This window comes from Yinghuangia sp. ASG 101 (assembly GCF_021165735.1).
Lineage (GTDB): Bacteria > Actinomycetota > Actinomycetes > Streptomycetales > Streptomycetaceae > Yinghuangia.
On record NZ_CP088911.1, the window covers coordinates 980556 to 1001806 of the forward strand.

The following is a 21251-nucleotide window of genomic DNA, read 5'->3' on the forward strand; positions in this document are numbered from 1 at the left end:
GACCGCCGGGCACCCCGCCGGGCCCTCGTTCCCGAAGACGTCGTGCGGGGAATCGAACCTTCGGGCGCGTTGCGTCGTACATAGAGGCGGACAGTCCACAGCCGGGTGCCGTGACCGGGAGGTTTGCCGTCTTTGCGCCGTGCACGCACCCTCTCGGTCGCCGACACCGCGCGCGGGCAAGGGTGACAGGAGATTCGACGGCATGAGGAATACGGATCCGTTCGACTTCTTCCGCGACCACCGGGACACCATCTTCCGCTGGCTCGGCATCGTCGGCGCCGTGCTCGTGGTGTTCCTGCTGCTCCGCTGGTGGGCCATGCGGAAGGGCGGGTGGAAGGCGTGGTGGCGCTGGCTGTGCCGGGAAGTCGCCCTCACCGCCAACGCGTTCGCCGCCCCGGTGCGCGCGTGGTCCCGTCACCGCGGCGATCTGCGGTTGCTGGTACGCCTGTTGCGCAACCCGACGACCTGGCGCGACGCCGAACGCGCCCTGAGCGCCGCGCGGATCGCCGCCGCTCCGGCCCGCCCGTACGCGGCGATCGTCGGCCCGCGCACCGTCAGCGTGCTGCTGGCCGGGGCGAACATCCCCGCCCCGAAGGGGATTTGGGGTGTGGTCCCGGGCGAGGACGGGCACCTGTGGACCACCGCCCGCACCGAACTGCCGTCCGCGACACCGGAAGCGGACGGCGCGCGTCCCGTGGTGGCGGCCCTGGGCACGACCGAACGCCGCTGCGCGTTCCTCGACCTGTCGGTCGGACCGCCCATGGTCGGCGTCGACGGCGACCGGCGCTCGCGCCACGCCGTCCTCCAGGCGCTCGCGGCCCAAGTGGACGCGCGGCTCCCGGAGTCGCTGGTCGTCGTCGCCGAGGGCGTGCACCCGGCGTTCCGCGGCATCCCCGTGCGCGACGCCTATCGCGAGGCCCGGCGCACGCCGCCGCGCCTGGACATCCCGCCGGTGCTGGTCGCCGCCGAGCTGCCCGACCCGCTGCCGACCGACCTCGACGCCCCCGGCCTGCGCGTGCTGGTCCAGGGCGAAGGACGCGGGCACGTCCGTGCGCTGCTCACCGACCGGCGCGGGCAACTCGCCGTCGTCGGAACGCCGTTGCTGGTCCGGTGTACGGCTCTCGGGCTCGCGGTCGCCCGCGTTCTCCGGCACATCCCGCCCGTCCTGCCGCCGGCCCCGGCCGCGACGGCCCTGCCGGGCGGCGCGTCCGCCGGGCTGTTCGAGGAGGAACCGGCCACCGTCCCGCACGCGGGCCCGACGACCGGCACGGACCCCGACGCGTGGCACGACTTCGCGGAGTCGACGGTCGGCGCCTCGTCGCCCGCCCGCGCCCGCAGCGCCGAGGCGACCGCGCCCGCACCCCCGCCCGCCGCGCCGGTGTCCTCGACCCGCCCGTCCGCCGCCGCGGAATCCGCGCCCCAGGCCCGGACGTCGACGCCCGCGGGCCCGACCCGCACGCCGGGCACGTGACCCGGCGCCGGACCCCGCCGCGCCCCCGCCCCTTCGTCCCGCCGACGCGACCGCTCGGCCCGTCCCCCGCTGGAGTTCCGTGAAACTCACCCTGACCACCGCGGACCCGCAGGGCCGACGGCGGGACCACGTCGTCGACCTGCCCGCCGGGGCGACCGTGGGCCGGCTCGGTGCGGTCCTCGACGAACCCGGGGCCGGGCGCGCGGTGTTCCTCGGGCATCGGCCGCTCAACCCCGACCTGCCGGTCGCCGCGAGCGGGATCCGCGAGGGCGCGGTCCTCGGGCTGGGCATCCCCGTCCACCGGGACGGCGCCGCCGACGCGTGGCACGTCCCGGACGGCGAACCGGTGTTGGTGGAGGTCCGGCACGTCTCGGGGCCGCGCGCCGGGCGGGTGTGGCGGCTCGGGCCGGGAAGCCACGAGATCGGCACCGAACGCGGGTGCGCGCTGCGGCTGCACGGCGGCGCGGCACCGGCCCGCGGCACGTGGATCACCGTCGGCGCGGACGGCACGGTCACCTTCCGCCTGGCCCCCGACGCCCCCGCCGAGCACTGCGGGCTGCGCAGCCTCACCCCGCCGCCGCCCGTCGACCCGGACACCGGCACGCCCCTGACCAACGAGGAGCCCGCCGGCCCCGAGGACGGCGGGCCGGGCGGCCACACCGCCGAGCCCGCGCCGCCGGGGCCCGACGGCCTCCCGCTGCCGCCGCCGCGGCCGGTCGGCGAACTGCCGCCTCCCGACGACGGCTCCGAGGAGTGGCCCGCGTTCGCCGATCTCTCGCTCGGCGACCACCTGTTGCGGGTGCACCGGCCCACCGAGCCGGACGCGGCGGTCAACACCGCGGCCGACGGCGTCGGCGTCGAGTACAACCGCCCGCCGCGCATCGCGCCGCACCTGGACACCGAGTCGCTCACGCTGCAGGGGCCGCCCGGCAAGCCCCACCCCCGGCCGTTCCCGTTCCTCATGATGATGATGCCGCTGGCCATGGGCATGGTCATGATGGCGCTGTTCCGGTCGTTCTACTTCGCGATCTTCATCCTCTTCACCCCGATCATGGCGGTGGGCAACTGGCTCACCGGCCGCCGCACGGGGCGAAGGCACCACGAGGAGACGATGCGCGTGTACCGGGTCCGCCGGGCGTTCTCCGAACGGGAGATGCGCGAGGCGACGGTCGACGAACGCCGGTTGCGCAACGAGACGTTCCCCGACCCGGCGGCCGTCCTCCTCACCGCCACCGGCCCCGGCCGCACGCTGTGGGAGCGCCGCCGCCGCGACCCCGACCACCTGACCGTCCGGCTCGGCACCGTCACCCGGCCGTCCCTCAAGCGCATCGACGACCAGGCCCGCGACTCCAACCACCGGTCGGTGCACTGGCGGCTCGCCGACGTGCCTTTCGGCGTCGAACTCGCCGACCTGGGCGTCGTCGGCGTGAGCGGAACCGGCGGCACGCCGCGCACCGTCGCCTGCTGGGCGGTCGCCCAGGCCGCGGTTCTGCACAGCCCGCGCGACCTGCGCGTCGTCGTGCTCACCCACGACGAGCACGCCGCCGCGTGGAGTTGGGTGCGGTGGCTGCCGCATCTGCGGCCCGGCCGCGCCGACGCGTCCGTCATCGGCCTCGGCAACGACCCGGAGAGCACCGCGCACCGCGTCAACGAGCTGATCGCCGAGATCCAGACCCGGGCGGACGCGGCGTCGTCGTCCGCGCTCGGCGCCACACTCCAACGCGAACCGGACATCCTGGTCGTCTTCGACGGCGCGCGCCGGCTCCGCGACATCCCCGGAGTGGTGCAGGTGCTCACCGACGGACCGGCGCTGCGCGTGTTCTCGCTGTGCCTCGACGAGCGCGACCACCTGCTGCCCGAGGAATGCACGTGTGTCGTGGCCGCCGAGGGCAACCGGCTGACGGTCCGCGTCTCGGGCTTTCCCGCCGTCGAGGGTGTCCGGGCCGACCTGGTCGACACCGAGTGGTGCGACGAGGTCGCCCGCGCGCTCGCGCCGGTCCGCGACGTGACGGTGGACAGCGACTCGGGCCTGCCGTCCGAGGTGCGGCTGCTCCCGCTGATCGGCCAGGAGCCGCCCTCCCCCGAGGCGCTGCTCCTCGCGTGGGCGCGCCGCCCGATGTCGACCTCGTTCGTCCTGGGCTCGGGCTATGAGGGCGCCGTACGGATCGACCTGGTCCGCGACGGCCCCCACGGTCTCATCGGCGGCACCACCGGCTCCGGCAAGTCCGAGCTGCTGCAGACGATGATCGCGTCGTTCGCCGCCGCGAACCGGCCGGACGAACTCGCGTTCGTCCTGGTCGACTACAAGGGCGGCAGCGCGTTCCGTGAGTGCGCCGAACTCCCGCACACACTGGGCATGATCACCGACCTCGACGGCCACCTGGTCAAGCGCGCCCTGGCGTCGCTGGACGCCGAGTTGCGGCGCCGCGAGCAACTGCTCGCCGACGTCGAGGCCAAGGACCACCCCGAATACCGCCTGAAACGGGCACGCGATCCCGAACTCCCCGCGCTGCCGCGGCTGCTCGTCGTCATCGACGAGTTCGCCACCGTCGTCCGCGAACTCCCGGAGTTCGTCCCGGGGCTCATCAGCCTCGCCCAGCGCGGCCGTTCGCTCGGCCTGCACCTCATCCTGGCGACGCAGCGCCCCGGCGGGTCCGTCAACAACGAGATCAAGGCGAACACGAACCTGCGCATCGCCCTGCGGGTCACCGACCGGTCCGAGAGCCAGGACATCATCAACGCCCCGGACGCCGCGGGGATTTCGCCGGGCAACCCGGGACGGGCGCTGATCCGGCGCGGCGCCGGCGCACCGACGCCGTTGCAGACCGCGTACGTCGGCGCCGAACGCCCCGGTGCGGCGGCGACCGAGACCGCCGACGAGTCCGCACGTCCCCTCCGCAGCGTGGAGGTGCCGTGGAGCCGCCTCGGCAGGCCCCTGGACCTCGTGGTCGGGGACGACGTCCCCGAGGCCGACCCGACCGGCACCGCGGCGTCCCGGCTGCCCGCCGAACTCCCCACCGACCTCGGCGTGTTGGTCGATGCCATTCGCCGTGCCGCGGCGCTCCTGGACGACTTCACGCCGCAGAAGAGCCCGTGGCTGCCGCCGATGCGCGACGAAGTGTGGCTGGACGAGCTGCCGCCGTCCCCCGAACCGGAGCCCGGCGCGCTGCCGTTGGTGCCGTACGCGCTGTTCGACGTCCCCGCGCTCCAGCAACGCCGCCTGGGCGCCATCGACTTCGCCTCGTTCGGGCACCTGTACGTGATCGGCGCGCCGCGGTCCGGCCGTACCCAGGTGCTGCGCACGATCGCGGCGTCGGCGGCGCTGTGGATCTCGTGCGCGGACCTGCACATGTACGGCATCGACGCGGCCGGCGGCGGCCTGAACGTCCTCGAATCGCTGCCGCACTGCGGAGCCGTGGTCTCGCGGCACGATCTCGACCGCCTGGACCGGCTGCTCACCCGGCTGGCCGGCGAACTGTCGCGCCGCCAGCGGCTGATCTCCCACCACGACTGCGCGAGCATCGCCGAGCTGCGGACCAGGCTCCCCAAGGAACAGCGCCCCGCCCACCTGCTCGTGCTCATCGACGGCTGGGACGCGCTCAGCATGCTCCTCGACGACTACGACGGCGGACGCGTCTACGCCGAGGTCGTACGCCTGCTGCGCGAGGGCGCCGCGGCGGGCATCCACGTCATCGCCACGTCCGAACGCGTGCTGCTGGGCGGCCGGTTGGCGGCGCACAACGACCGGCGGCTGCTGCTGCGGCAGGCCGACCCGAGCGACTACCACCTGGCGGACATCACCCGGGCCAACGCCCCGACGGTCGTGCCTCCGGGCCGGGGGTGGAACAGTCCCGGCGGCGTCGAGGCGCAGATCGCGCTGGTGCCGGGCGGCCTGGCGGACGACGAGGGCGGCGAACGGGGCGCGGCCAACGACCAGGCGGACGCGCTGCGGGAGATCGGCCGGCGCACCACCGCCCGCGACGCGTCGGTCTCCCCGCTGCGGCGCCCGTTCCCGGTCCGCGAGATGCCGACGCTCATCGGCTTCCAGGAGGCGGCCGAACGCGTCCCGGCCGCGGCGCACAGGCCGCTGTGGGCTCTGCTGGGCGTCGGCGGCGACGCCGTCGAGCCCGTCGGGTACGACTTCGCGGCCGGCGGCGGCTCGTTCATGGTCGCCGGGCCGCCGCGCAGCGGACGCACCACCACGCTGGCCGCGATGTCGGTGTCGCTGCTGATGGGCGGTACCCGGCTGATCGTGCTGACCCCGCGCGACTCGCAGCTGCGCAGGCTCGCGTCGCACGACCTCGCCCAGGTGCTGGCCGACCCCGACCCGTCGCCCGAGTCGCTGACCGACGCGCTGCGCGCCGTCGACGGCGAACCGGTCGTGGTCGTGGTCGACGACGCCGACCTGCTGCTGAACGCGAGCGCCGACTCCGTCCTGCGCCGCGTCGCGACCTCCGGCCGCGACCGCGGCCAAGGCCTGCTCGTGGGCGGCCTCGCGGAGTCGATGAACGCCCTCGGCTGGGTCGGCATGGCGCGCCGTTCCCGCCGCGGCCTCCTGCTGGGCCCGAAGAGCCTGGGCGAGGCCGACCTGATCGGCGTACGCCTCTCGGCCGAACAGGTGCGCGCCCGGCTGCCCGAAGGACGAGCCTGGACCGCGGGCGAGGGCGGCACGGCGATCGCGATCCAGATCCCGCTGACGGTCCTGGGCGGGTAACGCCGGATGACGCCGCGGACGCGGGCCTCGCGGAGCCCCCGGACGACCTCGACGCCGACCGGACCGGGCCCGGACGTCCCACCGACACGCCCGACGGGACGACGGCGAACGAGGCCTTCGCTGTGCCGGTGAACGCAAGCCCGCCCGCCGCGCCGACACACGCGCCCGGGGGGCTTCGGGCGAGGGCGGCGCGGCGCCGGGCCGGGCCCGGACGGCCTCCCGACACACCCGCCCGCGCGCCGACACGCGGGCCCGGGCGCGACCTCGGATCAGCGCGGCGCGGCACGCGGTGCGGGCGCGGGGACGGCGACCGGGGCGACCGCGAGGTGGGACTTCGTGGTGCCGTCACCATCGCCGCCGAGCCGGGGTCGCGGCGCGCATACCGGCGAGGCTCTCCACGCGCCGAGTCAGGGGCGCGGAGCGAGTACCGCCGAGGCCGCACACGGTGAACGCCGCCCCCCCACGGCGGTTGACGTGAATACCGCCCCGCGGCGGTTGACGCGGGCATCAGCGCGGGGCCGGCCCACTCGCGTCATACGCGGGCGGGCCGGCCCCGGGTCAGCCGCGGGTCCAGCGCTGGTTGTCGCCCCCGTTGCACGTCCACAGTTTGATCGCGTTGCCGTCGTTGTAGCCGCCGACGATGTCGACGCACTTGTTCGCCGGTTTGAAGATCAACTGGCCGTTGCGGAGGACGAACTGCTGCGCGGGGTTGCCGCTGCAGTACGCGATCTGGATGATCGTTCCGTCGTCGTGGCTCCCCCACGCGGCGTCCATACACAGGCCCTTGGTGCGGATCGTGCCGTCCGACGCGAAGTCCCATTTCTGGTTCACGTTGCCGTTGCACGACCACAGGATCAGGTGGGTCCCGTCGGAACCCGCCGAGCCGCTGAGGCATTTCCCCGAGTGCGGGTTCACCAACGGATTGCCGGGCACCGCGGGCGCGGGCGGCGGCTGTTGGACCGGCGCCGCCGGGGCGGGAGCCGCGGCGGGCTGCCGCGCGGTGGTCTTCGGGGCCGCCTTGGTGGTGGCCGGGGCGGGCTTGGGCGCGGCGGGCGGGGCCGGGCCCGTCCCCCCGGTTCCGGCCGCCCCGGTCGTGCCCGCCGCCGACGTGCCCGGCGCCGTTTCGGGTGCGGCGGGCGGCGGTTGCACCGGCGGTGCCGGTGGCGGCGAGGACGCGGGCGGGGTGTCGCTCGGCGACGCCGCGGCCGGGTCCGCCGAGGCGGCCGGTGGCTCTTCCGGCGGCGGGCCGGGGAGCGCCGCGGCGCTGTCCGGGGCCGGGCCCTGGACGGCGACCACGCCCCCGTCGTCCGCCTTGCCCCCGTCGTCCGACGCGGCCCCCGCGATGAGCGGCGGCAGCAGGACGCAGGCGGTCACGACGGCCGTGGTGGACGCGACCGTCGCCCACACGCGGCGGCCCGGGACGAGCCCGCGCCGGGGCGTTCCGGGCTTCCGGGCGAACGCCTGCCCGAAGGAGGACGGCTTGTTGCCGGTGTTCGACACGGGACTCCGTAGGTCGTGCCATCGGGGTGCGGGCGGGGCCGCGCCCCGGAGTCGGGGCGGTTACTGGTTCTTGGCGGCCTCGGCCGCCGCCTCGGCGGTGGCCTTGCGGATCTCGCCCATCATCTTCTCGTCCGAGTCGGCGATGGACGTCGCGATGTTCTTGAAGTTGTCCGCGTACGCCTGGATGTTGGCCGCGGAGCTTTTCATCTGCGTCGTGAACTGCGTGTACGCCTCCTGGAGCGCGGGGCTGGCCTTCTCGAAGACGAGGCCTTCCTGGAGGAGGCCGCTGACGGTGTCCTCCAGGGTCTTCAACTCGTTGGAGATGTCGGACAGTTTGTTGGCCATCGTCGTCGCGGTCGCGCCGATGGCGTCGTAATCGATCAGGACGTCGGAACCGGCAACAGCCATGGCTTGCTCCTCGGGAACTCGGGGGGGAATCTCGGTGGAACGGGCGAACGCCGCCGCGGAGTGCGGCGGTTCGGTGCGGCGGTGTGCGGCGTGCGGCTCCGCGCGCGACGCGGTGGTGGGGCGCGACGCGGTGGGGCAGGCGCCTCAGCCGCTGCTGTTGACCTTGTCGGCGATGTCCTTGTCCATGTCCTCGACGGACTCCTTGATCTTGCGGAACTGTGTCGCGTAGCCCTTGATCGCGTCCGTCGCGGCGATCAGCGAGGCGCTGAACTTCCCGTACTGGTCCTTGAGCGCGGGGCTGGCGTGGACCAGGACGAGGTTGTTGTCGAGCAGCGACTCCACCTCGTCCTTCGCCTCCTTCATGCGCGGCACGAGGGTGACGTCGACGCTGTTGTCGAGGATGTTGCAGACGCGTTCGATCTCCGCGTAGCTCAGGCTGATGTTGGCGGCCATGCTGGAACTCCCTTGTCCGAGTGGGTTGTCAGGCGGTCGTCGGGACGCCTCACAGGTCTTCGCGCTCGGTCTCGACCCATTTGGCGTCCGGGCCGGAACGCGTGGACGTCACCTTCTCCTTGCCGTCGACCGTGACCATCGTTCCGCTGCCGTCCTCGTTGATCGTCACGGTGGCGACGGACTTCGTCCCGTCCGAGGAGGTCGTGGTGATCGTGTAGTCGCGGACGTCGTACGGATCGGTGTCGTCGCCGGGGGGATCGACCATCTTGGGCGGGCCGTCGTAGACCGTCTCCGTCGTGAACGACTGGCCCTGCGGGTTGGTGATGGTCGACTTCTCCTTGATGACGTTGTCGTCCTTGTCGAGTTCGATCGAGACGTCGATCGTCCCGTGCTCGTCCTCGTAGTGGTAACTGGTCGGCGGGGGCCCGGGTTTGTCGGGGGCGTCGCCGGGATGCATCGGGAACGGCTTGTCCTCGTTCCAGTTCGCGCACCACGACGGGGCGTCGTCGCCGTGGCAGACGGCGCGGATGCTGGTCGCGTCCGGGTGCTCGTCGAACCACTCGGTCGCGCCGATGCTCGCCAGGTAGTCGTCCCACTCGGCCTTGTCGGCCGCCCAGTGGTCGTACGCCGCCTTGTCGTCCTTCCAGTCGTTGAGTCCGACGCTGTTCCCCATCAGTCCCGCGGCGCTCGCGATGTTGGAGTCCGCGTCGAAGAAGATGTCGGACACCGCCTTGAACGACTCGGCCAGTTCCTCGAGCCCGTCCTTGGCGCTCTTCGTGCGCGACTTCGAGTGGTGGTAGAAGAGGTTGAACTCGTACGAGAGCCCGGACGTGCCCAACGCGGCCTTGCGCTCACCGGAGTTGGCCTCGCCCAGTTCCTTGAACGCCCCCGTGGCGCCGCCGCTGGCCGCTTGTTCGGCCAGCTTCCTCATCTGGGCCTGCACCTCGTACAGCGTCGAGTAGTCGATCGAGAAATCGGGCACGCCTCGCCCTCCCGGCTCCGTGGTCTCCGTATCTGTACGTACGGTCCACCGGTGCGGGTTCAAATCATTTCTCCGGCACGGCAGTTGAACCCCGGTGCGTTCTTGGCCGTAGATCAGGACAGGCCCCGCCGCTCCGGGCCGCGCTACGAACCGCCGGTACGGAGAGAGGTGTTCGCCGGATGGCCCGCCCAGGTGACTGGAGTGCGCTGGGGCTCGGCAGCGACCCCACTCCGGGCGACGCGGACCGCCTCGACCGTGTGACGACGTCGCAGAACGACCTCATCGACCTGGCGAAGACGATCAACTCCGGCCTGGACGAGGTCATGAAGACCACGGACGGCGTGTTCGTGGGCAAGACCGCGGAGGCCCTGCGCAAGATCATCGACGAGCGGCTGCGCAACTACATCGCGACGTTCAAGACCGCGCACGAGAACGTCCGCGGCGCCCTGATCACGTACACCGGCGTGATGCGCGAGCAGCAGCGCCGCGCCGACGCCGCGCTGACCGCCGCCGCGGCGCTTCCCGAGGACGACGAGGACGGGCGCGCCGCGCACAAGGCGACGGCCGAGGACGCCAAGAGCATCCTGGAGACCGCGGCGAGCACGCTGGAGACGGTGCTGTCCGAGGCGTCGACCTCGATCGCGTCGCCGGTGGACGAGTGCGAGGAGTTCTGGAAGGCCCTCGGCTGGATCGCGATCATCCTGATCATCCCCGCCATCATCTTCGGCGGCCCGCTCGCGCTGCTCAGCCTCGCCCTCAACGTCGCCCTGATGATCAAGGCGGCCGTGGACTTCGCCCAGGGCAAGGGCAGCGTCACCGCGCTGGTCCTGGGCATCCTCGGCGTGATCGCGCCCACCACCAAGGGCATCAACCTGGGCAACCTGTGGAAGGGCATCAAGGGGATCTCGGGCAAGGGCTTCGCCGGGACGAAGAACTTCTTCACCGGCGGTGCCGACTCGTTCGGCCTGTTCTGGCGCCTGAGCCTCGGCATCGACGACGCGTTCATGGCCTCGGGCTCGTGGTTCGCGGGAAGCCTGAAGAACCTGCGCTTCGGGCCCGGCCTGGGCAACTTCGGCGGCGCCGGCTCACTGGGCGCGCTGAAGTTCTTCCCGCTCGGCGCCGAGATGACGGTGATCAACGTCGCGGGCGCGAAGATGTTCTTCGGACTGCGCAGCGTCATCACCGGGCTCAACGGCATCAAGGCGTTCGGCAGTTGGGTCGCCAACGGGCTGAGCGGCTTCAAGGGCCTGCGGCTGTTCCTCCCGGTCGCGGCCGACGAGATGGGCGAGGGCCTGGCGCTGGCGTTCCGGATTGGTTTCATCGACCGGGGCATCTTCGGCATGTACCGGTACGGCGCCTTCGCCAACGGCAAGTTCATCGGCATGGGCAGCAAGATCTCCGGTGTCGCGGGCGGGGGGTTCTCGGCGTTCGGTCCCGGCGCGAACGGGATGGACCTGGCCACCGTCGGCGGAGCGGGCTTCAAGAACCTCGACCTGAACTCCGGAACCCTCATCGGGCCGATGAACTTCGGGAACTTCACCCCGCACGTGAACCTGGGCGGACTGAACGGCGGGCCGCGGCTCGGGGCGTTCGGCACGGTCCATCCGGGCGGCGCGCTGACCACCATGCCGAGCCCCCACGTGGCGTTCACCCCGGGCTCGATGTCGGTGAACTTCCCGACGATCACCATGCCGTCGCTGACCGTCTTCTTCGGCGAGAAGGGCGGCAACCTCGCCGGGGTGTTCAACGTCCCCGGGACCAGCGCCCAGATCACCGACCTGCCGGTACTCGGGTCCCCCGCGGTGAATCTCGCGAACCTGGGCGGGCTCACCACGTTCAACCCGACCGGCGCGATGAACTTCGACATGTCCGGGCTCGGTTCGATCCCGCAGTCACTCGGCCACGTCAACCTCACCGGCGTCGCGAACGGCACCCCCGCGGTCGCCCCCGGGCTGACGCAACTCCCGGACGTGAACACGCACATCGTCGACACGCCGAGCGCGCTCAGCCTCTCCCTGCCGCAGCATCAGCCGGGCCTCGGGAGCCTGGGCGCGTCGGACATGCCGACGCTGACCGGCGGCGAGATCACCACGCCGGCGCACGCCGATCTGACCGGCCTGACCACGCGGCCCGTGGCCATGCCGTCCGCCGGGGACCTGTCGATGGCCGGTCTGGGCGGTGTCGGGCACGTCAGCCTCCCGCAGCTGAACGCCAACCTGATGCCGACCGCCACCCCGCAGGTCACCCCGGGCGGCGCCCCCGCGGTCAACACAGCCCCGGCGGTGGACCTGAACGCCCGCCCCGGGCCCGCGACTTCGCTGACCGCCGACAGCCTCGGCATGCTCCCGAACGCGAACGCGTCCGTCGTCGACATGCCCGCACTCGGGCACGTCGGCCTGACCGCCACACCACCGCACGCCACGATCAGCGGAGCGCTCGTCAACGTCCACGGCATCGCCCCGGCACCCCCCGCGCAGGTGGCGCACACCGGATCGACGGACGCCACGCCCTCCGTCGGCACCCACGGGACCCCGGTGACCCTCGACCAGGTCTCCGCGATGGTCAACGACCTGCTCGGGTCGATCAAGCCCGCCGACACGGCCGCACCGCCGTCGGTGCAGGGCCTCGGCACCCACCTGACGGGCGGGGGCCACACCCCCGGGTACCCGCCGGGTCGGACGGACGACCTGCTCCCGGGGCCGCAGCACCACCAGCGGTTCCCCCTCATCATGGTCCAGCAGGGCGCCACGCTCGACATGCAGCACACGTTCTCGTCGATCCCGGGGCTGGACGGTGTCCGGGTGGCGGTCAGCCCGAGCCTGACCCCGGGACGGTTCCTCGACATCGACGTCACCGGCGGCGCGGCGGCGACCCACAACCTGCGGGTGTCGCACGTCGCCATCACCGCGGGCGGCGCCATCGGCGGCAGCGGCGCCGCCGCCGCCAACGGGATGGACGTGCTGCGCATCGAGCGGACGCTGCCCGGCGGCGCGATCGAGCGCTGGGACTACCACCTCAGCGCCGCCGACCATCACCGGCTCCTGGACCACCAGACCATCGACGCCCAGGTGACCGGGCCGAACCCGGCGCAGGCGTTCGCGCTCGACACCTACGCCACCGACTCGGTCCACCCGCACCCCGCCGGCGGCTCGTCCGCGGCCCCTCCGCCCGCCCCCGCGACGACCTCCCCGGCCCCGCCGCCCCCGCCGCCCCCGCACGCCTTCGACATCCCCGGCCTGCACGGCGCGCGGGTGGAGGTCCGCTTCGCGGACGGCGACGCCCGCATCGGGGCGCTGCGGTCGACCGGCGGGCCCGGGACACCGCCGATCCACGTCCGGACCGTCCGGTCACCCGACGGCACCGACCTGGTCCGCGTCGAGCACGACGTGATCCACGGCGTGGAGATCCGGCGCTGGGACTTCACCGTCGACGGAAGCGGCCACCAACTCGTCACCATCGAGCGGCAGTTCAACCTGGCGGACGGCCACTTCCCCGGCACCAGCGTCCGGTTCGACGTCGACCGTGCCGACAACGTGCTGGGCGACGTCCGGCACGTGGACGGCACCGGCCACGCCCTCGCCGTCGCCGGGGGCAACCCGATCCACGTCAACAACGCCGGCGTCGCCGTCCCGACCCCCTCCGGCTTCCAGCTCTTCGACCCCGCGACCGGCCGCGCGATCGCCGACGGCCTGCGACTCGCGGACCACACCGGCCCGTCGGACGTCTTCGTCCTCACCCCGCGCGGGGGCGGCGGGCTCACACTCGTCGACTCCACCGCACTCGTGGCGCGCGGCACGGTCACCATGCCGCCGAGCGCCACCCCCGTCTACCACGTGCACGTGACCGGGGCCGCACCGCGGGTGGCGGTGCACTCCGCACAGGGCGTCTTCTCGCACCACGCCCTCCCGGCCGCGGTCACCAACCTGCCCGGCGGGTTCGTCCGGCTGCCGGACGGAGGCGGCGGGCTGCCGCAACTCGCCCACGCCGACGGCACGGTCGTCCCGGGCAGCACCGTCACCGGGCAGCTGGACCACACCGGCGCGATCAACGGCTACCGCATCGAGCACCCGGCGGGCCACCACATCGTCGACAACGCCGGCGTGCACACCCACGACGTCACCACCCTCACCGGCGGCCCGCACGCCGGCACCCGGGTCTTCGCGCCGCCCGGTGCGCCGCACACCCCCCTGCCCCACCCGCGCGACGGCGTCGGCGTCCCCGACACCACGCTCACCGTCCACCACGTCGCGGGCACCCTGCACGTCGGCGCGCCCGGGACCGGCCCCCGCGTGGCGGTCCACACCGGGGCGGGAGCGTTCTCCCACCACGCGCTGCCGATCACGGCGCACAACGTCCCCGGCGGGTTCGTCCGGCTGCCGGACGGAGGCGGCGGCCTGCCGCAACTCGCCCACGCCGACGGCACGGTCGTCCCGGGCAGCACCGTCACCGGGCAGCTGGACCACACCGGCGCGATCAACGGCCACCGCATCGACCACCCCGCCGTCGGGGCGGCGCCCGCGCGGCACTTCGTCGTCGACAACGCCGGCGCCCACACCCACGACGTCACCACCCTCACCGGCGGCCCGCACGCCAACAGCCACGTCTTCACGCCGCCCGCCAACCCCAACAACCCCCTCCCGCACCCGCACGCGGCCGACGGCACACCCGACACCACGCTGGCGGTCACCCGGGTGGGGAACGAGATCCGCCTCACGGACGCGCACCAGGCCATCCACGTGTACGGCAACGGCGGGGCGTACCGGCACACGTTCATCCCGGTGCAGGGCGCCCCGATCGGCCCGCACCACATCCGCACGAACGCGACGGGTACGGCGCTGGTCACGCAGACGTTCGGCAACGTGCCCGGGGCGCACGCCACGCCGCTGACCGGGCGGCCGGGCGGCGGGTTCCGCATCGAGCACGGCGGCCACCACTTCGTGGTCGGCGCGCACGGCGACGTCACCCACACCGTCGTCGCGCTGCGCGGCGCCGACGGGCACGCCACCGGCCAACTCGTCCTCACGCCGTACCACGCCCACGCGCCCGCGGGTGCGGCGGCGGGCGGGCCGACCGTCCACGCCCTGAACGGGACGCCGTCGCCGCACACCGCCGTGGTCCGGCCCGACGGCTCGCTGGAGATCACCGGTACGACGGCCGTGACCCGGTACCGCTGGGACGGCTCCTTCGAGTTCCGGGTCACGCGGCTGGCCGACGGCCACGGGACGCCGATCGCCCAGAACGTCCGCGTGCACGCGGGCGGCGCCCACGAACTGGTCGACGCCAACCTCGCGCGGATCAACGGCATGGCGGTGACCCCGCGCCCGGGCGGCGGATTCCGGGTGGCCGACGCCAACGGGGGCTTCCGACTGTTCGACGGTCACCGCAACCTGGCGTTCACCGTCACCCCCGCGGCGGCGGGCGGAGGCGTCTTCCACGTCGCCGACAACACCGGCACGCACCTCTACGACATGGTGCGGTTGTCGGACTCCACCGGCTTCTCCGACGCCGCCCAGATCCGCCACCTGGAGACCACCCCGGGCAACCTGCGGCTGCGCGACGGGGACCTCGCGATCGCCAACGGCACCGTCCACGTGCGCACCGACGGCAACCCCGGCTACCGCGTCGACGGCCCCGGCGGGCTGCGGCAGGACGAGTTCAAGCTGTACAGCGCGAGCGGCACGATCGAGTTCCAGCGCATCAACATCGTGCACAAGGGCGGCATCGTCGCCCACCGGCACTTCGAGGTCACCTACCCGGCCGGCGGCACGGCCACCTGGAAGGTCGCGAAGTCCGACGCGCACGGCAACCCGATCGTCACCCCGGCCGGCACCGAGAAGTGGTTCGACGGCGGAGTCGTCGACATGAAGGGCCTCGGCGCCGGGCGCGTGCACCTGACCGGCCACGCGAAGGCGACGATCTTCGAACGCCGCACGCTCCCCGGCGGCAACCTGCTGGACGCGCACCACGACCCGTCCATCGTGGGCGAATTCCACTTCCTCAACCAGCGCGGTGTGTGGTCGGAGTTCCACCCCAACGGGACACTCGCGCAACACGGCCGACGCAACTGGGGCGAGAGTACGCGCGCCTACTTCGACGTGGCGACCGTCAACGGCCTGGACAAGCGCGTCCGCCACTTCCAGACGAACCCCGACGGCGGGCACGTGCTCACGCCGCTGCGGAACCTGCCGTTCACGCAGTCGTTCGGGTCCGGCACGTGGCACCGCTTCGACGGGCAGTTCCGCGAGATCGCCCAGGGCACGCGCACCTGGGGCCCGGGGCGCGGCTGGACGGACACCATGGACCACCCGATCACGGGCCAATCCGTCGTCGTCCACGAGAAGTTCGGCCGGTTCCAGCTCAGCATGCACGACGTCCGCCGCTACACGGCACTGGACTTCGACGCGCAGGGCCTCCCCGGCCCGGGCTACAAGGCCGTCACCCCCGAGGGCAAGGTCCAGGGCAGCGGCGAGACGCTCAAGAACGGCGACGGCTTCCTGACCGTCCAGCGGTTCGCCGAGCAGCGCCCGCCGACGTCGTACCGCTGGCTGATGAGCGAGCACGTGCGCAACACCGACATGAGCCGCTTCCGGTGGTTCGGGAACGACAGCAGGCTCCAGGTCGCCACGTGGGACGTGACCGGGCCCGGCGGGATCAGCGACTCGGGTGTGCGGTTCACCACCATGGTGAAGTCGACGTTCGACATCAACTACGCCGGGGACCTCGTCCGCGAGGTGCGCGCGCTGCCGAGCGGCAACACCCTGAAGATGGGCGACGTCGCGCTGCCGAACGGCGTCGCGCGGCAGGCCGATTACCGGCCGTTCAGTGAGGGCGCCGGCAACCCGCGGGGCCACCGCACGTTCCACGCACCGGACTTCGTCGCGCCGCACGGGATCAACCGCAACCGGATCATCTGGCAGGACCGCGTCAACACCAACCTCGCCGACCCCGACTGGTACAGCCCCGCGGCGGGCACGAACTGGCATGTCGTCCGCACCGGCCTCGACGACGGCTCGGTGATCGACTACCGTCCCACCCCCGCGGTACGCCCCGGCGCCGCCGCCGTGAACGGCACCGCGGTGTCCCGGCACAACTGGCATGCGGGGAACGGCGATTGGACCCGCTTCGACCACCAGGGCAACGTCATCGGCCGGACGGACACGTGGCCGGACCCGGGCGGCGCGGGCCTCGTCCGCATCGAGCAGTTCCACAACCCGGCGGGCAAGCTCAGGTGGCGCGACGCCGGCACCCCCGCGAACACCGGGGCGCGGATCACCAACGTCAACCGCGACATCACCCCGTGGGGGTTCGACCGCGAGTCGTTCCAGGACTTCGGCGCCGACGGCCGCCTGATCCGCGACCACCGCGCGCTCGCCGGCGGCACCTCCGTGGACGCGTGGATGGTCAGCCGGGACCCCGTCAGCGGCGCCGAGGTCTGGCAGTGGAACAAGATCGACCGGCACGGCAACATCATGGAGTTCGGCACCGGCGGCCCGGACCGCGTCCGCCACTGGTTCGACGCCGACAACAACCTGCTCACCCGGTGGGAGCCGGCGGCCCGGTGGTCGGACGACATCGCGAGCATGCACCACGTGTCGGTGCAGCAGATCCCGCCGCGCCCCGAACACGGCGCGATCCGCGGGACGTTCACCGACGCGCCGTGGCGCGTACGGGAGTTCGCGAAGACACCGAACGACGCCATCAACCCGCACATTTGGCGTGAGTTCGACAACAACATGGTCGTGAAGGACAAGATCCGGCTCACGAACAGCACGTTCCTGGAAAGCTCGCACTGGAACGGCCACTGGCGCCAATACGCGCCGGACGGCGTGACCGTGACGACCGACCGGTCGATCGCCGGCTACATCTCCGACATCGCCCCCGACGGAACGCGCGGCCTCGCCGGCCGCGAGACCAACTTCGTCGACATCCTCAACGAGTACCGCGGCTTCGGGCGCATGGGCCGCGAGGCGAACCGCTGGGACTGGGGCCCGTCGGTCGACGGCGTGGCCGCCGAGGCCCCCTACATCCAGAAGGGCCTCCAGGCCCTGGCCATCGAGTTCGGCCAGGAATGGCTGCTCGACTTCGTGATGAACCTCGTCGTGTTCGGCATCGTCTCCGGGGTCACCGGAACTCCGTTCACCGGTATGGACGTTCTGCGCGCGATGTTCGGCGCCACGATGAGCGCGGGCGTCAAGAGCGGCATCAGCGCCGCCCACATGCTCAGCAAGCGCGGCGGGCCGTGGAAGCTCCACGCGGGCAACGCGGACGACGGCAAGCCGGGCGGCTTCCGCCCCGACGACCACACCTGGAACAACGAGTTCGGGGGCTTCGAACGCGTCCAGCGCTGGCGCGTCGGGACGTACGACTACGCCGTCACCACCGTGATCGGCGGCACGCTGTCCGCGTTCCTCAACGGCTCCGCCGGATCGGCGATCTTCGGGATCAAGGACAAGGACGGCAACACCGTCAAGCTGCACGGCACGGACGCGCTGCTCGCCGGGCTCGGCTACGCGCTCGGCGGCATGATCAACGGGCTGAGCGTCGCCGCGGCGCGCACGCTCGTCCAGCAGAACGTCGTCGGCCGGTGGATCCACCGGCAGGGCCCGGTGGACATCTTCGTCCTGGGCGGTCTGGGCAAGATGGCCGAGAAGTCGTTCACCAACCTGTTCATGAACCCCCAGGTGCTCAACTGGACGCTCCCGGACATCCGCAACGGGGCGCCGCCCGAGCCTCCGCCGCCTTCGACGGGAGCGACCCCGTGAACACCCCCGCGAGCGATTTCGCGACCGGTCCCGTCGTGCACGTGGCCCCCAAGGGCCGCGGCGCGTACCGCGGCATCGCCGCGGCCCTCGCGGCGGCACCCGCGGGCGCCACGGTGCTCGTCGCGGCCGGCGAATACACCGAGGCGCTGCGTCTGGAGCGCCGCGTCGCGCTGCGGCCCGCGCACGGCGCCGGCTCGGTCACGGTCCGCTCCCCCGGCGGGGTCACGCTGACCGTCGCGGCACCCGACTGCGTCGTGTCGGGACTGGTCCTGCGCGGCGCCGACCCGACCGAGCCGGTCGTCCGCGTGTGCGACGCGGCGGGTCTGACGCTGGACGACTGCGACGTGAGCCACGGGCGCGTGGAGGTACGCGGCTCCGGAACCCGGACGGGCGCGGCGCCGCGCACCGCAGCCGCGCCTGGGCCGGGCGGCGGGGCCCGGAACGCGCCCGGCCGCCACGCCGGTTCCGGCGCCGGCGAGACCGTGGTGGGCCTGGTCGCGGGTGTCGTGACGCGGGTTCCCCCCGATACCGCGCCGCTGAGCGCCGTGGCGGGCGGCGCCCACCGCACGCCCCCGCCCGGCCCGCCGCACTCCGGGCATGTTGCCCCCGACCCGCCGACCGGCTCCCCTCCCCCGGTTCCCGCCGCCCCGGGCCCGCGCGTCGGCGACGACCTCGCCCGCGCGCTGCGCGACCCCGCGGGCGGCGGGGTCTTGGTCATCCGCGGCTCCCGCCTGCGCGGCGCGCACCACGCGGCCGTGCACGTGGACGGCGACGCGCTCGCGCGCTGCGAGGACACGCTGATCGAGTCCGTCGACGGGCTCGGTGTCGCGCTGTCCGGGCACGCCGTGCTGCTCGGCGAGCGCCTGCACGTGCGCAGGACGTCGGGGTCGGCACTGCGCGTGCGCGGCGGTTCGCGCCTGCTGCTGCGCGACTCGGTCGTGCGCGGCGCGGGCCGCAACGGCGTGCTGGTGCAGGACGCGGCGTACGCCGAACTGGACGACTGCCGCATCGACGCGGTCGCCGCGTCGGGGGTCGAGGTGGACCATGACGCGCGTGCCGAGCTGCGCGACTGCCGGATCGCCGAGTCGGGCGGCAGCGCGCTGGTCGCGGCGGGCGCGGCGGTGCTCGACGTGCGGCGCTGCCGCGTCGCCGACCCGGCCGCGAACGGCCTGATCGCACTGGGGGACGCGAGCGTGCGCGTGACCGACGCCGTGCTGACGCGCACCGCGTACTCGGCGGTCCACCTGGCCGACCGGTCCGCCGCGACGCTGTCCGGCGTCCGTGTGTCGGCCGCGGGCGAGCACGCGGTGGCGGTGACGGACACGGCGTCGGCCGAGATCGCCGACAGCACGTTCGCGGACGCGCGGATGTGCGGCGTGGACGTGGGCGACCACGGTCGGCTGGCGCTGCGCGGCTCGCGCGTGGACGGCGGGGAGACCGGCGTACGCCTGCGGTCCGGGCACCCGTGCGAGGTGGCCGACACGGTGGTGGCGGGCCAGCGCAAGAGCGGCGTCGAGGTGGGCGCGAACGCGTCGGCGGTCGTGACCGGGGCGGCGGTCGCCGACATCGGCGGGGCCGGCATCGTCGCGGAGTCGGGCGCGAGCCTCGCGGTGTCGGGCGGCTCGGTGACGCGGACGGGCGGGAGCGGCGTGGTCGTCGGACACGGCGCGACGTGCGAGGCGAAGGGCCTGCGCGTCGCCGGGACGTCCAAGAACGGCATCCTCCTCGGCATCGGCGCGGGCGGGACGTTCGACCACTGCGACGTGTCCGGCAGTGCCTTCCCCGCCCTGCACATCGGGCGGGACGCGGCACCGAGGTTCACGGGGTGCCGGGTGTTCGACTGCGCGACCGACGTCGGCTTCGCCGAGGGCGCGTCGCCGACGTTCGAGGACTGCGTCGCGGTGCGCGTCGAGGCGGCCGTCCTGCCGTCGGTCGCCGCGACGCCGCCGGCGCCCCCGACCGCGCCCGGCTCCCGGCAGCGGCCCACCGGGCCCGCCGCGCCGGGCGGCACCGGCTCGGGGGCGGGCGGGCGTTCGGGGAGGGCCGCGGTGTCGTTCCCTGACAGCGCCGAGACCGATGTCGCCGAACTCGGCGTCCCCGGCCCGGAACCCGAGACGCTGGACGACCTGCTGAGCGAACTCGGCGAACTGGTCGGCCTCGACGGCGTCAAGCGCGAGGTCGGCGGCATGGTCAAGCTGATGCAGACCGTGCGCCTGCGCCAGGACGCCGGGCTGCCCGCGCCGCCGCTGAGCCGCCACCTGGTCTTCGCCGGCAATCCCGGCACCGGCAAGACCACCGTGGCGCGGCTGTACGGGCGGCTCCTCAAGGCCCTCGGGCTCCTGGAACGCGGGCACCTGGTCGAGGTCGACCGGACCGCGCTGGTCGGCGAGTACGTGGGCCACACCGCCCCGAAGACCACCGAGTCGTTCAACCGGGCGCGCGGCGGCGTGCTGTTCATCGACGAGGCGTACGCGCTGGTGCCCGCGGGGATGGCGAACGACTTCGGCGGTGAGGCGATCGCGACGCTCGTGAAACTCATGGAGGACCACCGCGACGAGGTCGTGGTGATCGCGGCCGGGTACCCCGGCGACATGGAGCGCTTCATCGCGTCGAACCCGGGCCTGTCGTCGCGTTTCACCCGGAGCCTGCTGTTCGCCGACTACAGCGGCGCCGAGTTGGTCCGCATCGTCGAGCACCACGCGCACCGCCACCAGTACGAACTGAGTACGGCGGCACGGAAGTCCCTCGGCGAGCTGTTCGAATCCATGCCGCGCACCGCGCAGTTCGGCAACGGCCGTACGGCGCGCCAGGTTTTCCAGCAGATGACCGAGGCGCAGGCGATCCGGATCGCCGAACTGAGCGCCGCCGACGAGCGCCAGCTCGTGCTGCTCGACGAGGAAGACATCCCCCGACTGGCCGCGCCGGCGAACCACGCCGACGCGGCGGTATCGTGACGTACCG

General features: G+C 73.4%; 8 protein-coding genes. 4 read left to right on the forward strand and 4 right to left on the reverse strand.

The features are described from left to right. Positions 1-202: 202 nt before the first annotated feature. Positions 203-1471 (forward strand): hypothetical protein, encoded by a 1269-nt coding sequence (locus LO772_RS03850; RefSeq protein WP_231776919.1) that lies wholly within the window; start codon positions 203-205, stop codon positions 1469-1471. A gap of 79 nt (positions 1472-1550) precedes the next feature. Continuing rightward, positions 1551-6185, forward strand: coding sequence for an FtsK/SpoIIIE domain-containing protein (locus LO772_RS03855; protein ID WP_231776920.1), 4635 nt, complete (start codon positions 1551-1553; stop codon positions 6183-6185). A 558-nt stretch (positions 6186-6743) separates the two neighbouring features. On the opposite strand, the gene LO772_RS03860 is transcribed toward LO772_RS03855, so the two are convergent. From LO772_RS03860 to LO772_RS03875, 4 genes are all read right to left on the reverse strand, one after another. Then, entirely contained in the window at positions 6744-7685 is a 942-nt protein-coding gene (locus tag LO772_RS03860; RefSeq protein ID WP_231776921.1) for an RICIN domain-containing protein, read from the reverse strand. A 60-nt stretch (positions 7686-7745) separates the two neighbouring features. Next, positions 7746-8093, reverse strand: coding sequence for a WXG100 family type VII secretion target (locus LO772_RS03865; protein WP_231776922.1), 348 nt, complete (start codon positions 8091-8093; stop codon positions 7746-7748). A gap of 144 nt (positions 8094-8237) precedes the next feature. Further along, entirely contained in the window at positions 8238-8546 is a 309-nt protein-coding gene (locus LO772_RS03870; RefSeq protein ID WP_231776923.1) for a hypothetical protein, read from the reverse strand. A gap of 49 nt (positions 8547-8595) precedes the next feature. After that, positions 8596-9528: a serine/arginine repetitive matrix protein 2 gene (locus tag LO772_RS03875; RefSeq protein WP_231776924.1), complete on the reverse strand. Its 933-nt coding sequence runs from the start codon at positions 9526-9528 to the stop codon at positions 8596-8598. 179 nt (positions 9529-9707) lie between these two features. Here LO772_RS03875 and LO772_RS03880 point away from each other — a divergent pair, with 179 nt between their 5' ends. Together LO772_RS03880 and LO772_RS03885 are read left to right on the forward strand one after the other, a co-directional pair. Next, positions 9708-18290: a hypothetical protein gene (locus LO772_RS03880; RefSeq protein WP_231776925.1), complete on the forward strand. Its 8583-nt coding sequence runs from the start codon at positions 9708-9710 to the stop codon at positions 18288-18290. Then, positions 18287-21244: a right-handed parallel beta-helix repeat-containing protein gene (locus tag LO772_RS03885; protein WP_231776926.1), complete on the forward strand. Its 2958-nt coding sequence runs from the start codon at positions 18287-18289 to the stop codon at positions 21242-21244. The genes LO772_RS03880 and LO772_RS03885 overlap by 4 nt, the downstream gene beginning before the upstream one ends. The last annotated feature ends 7 nt before the right edge of the window (positions 21245-21251 follow it).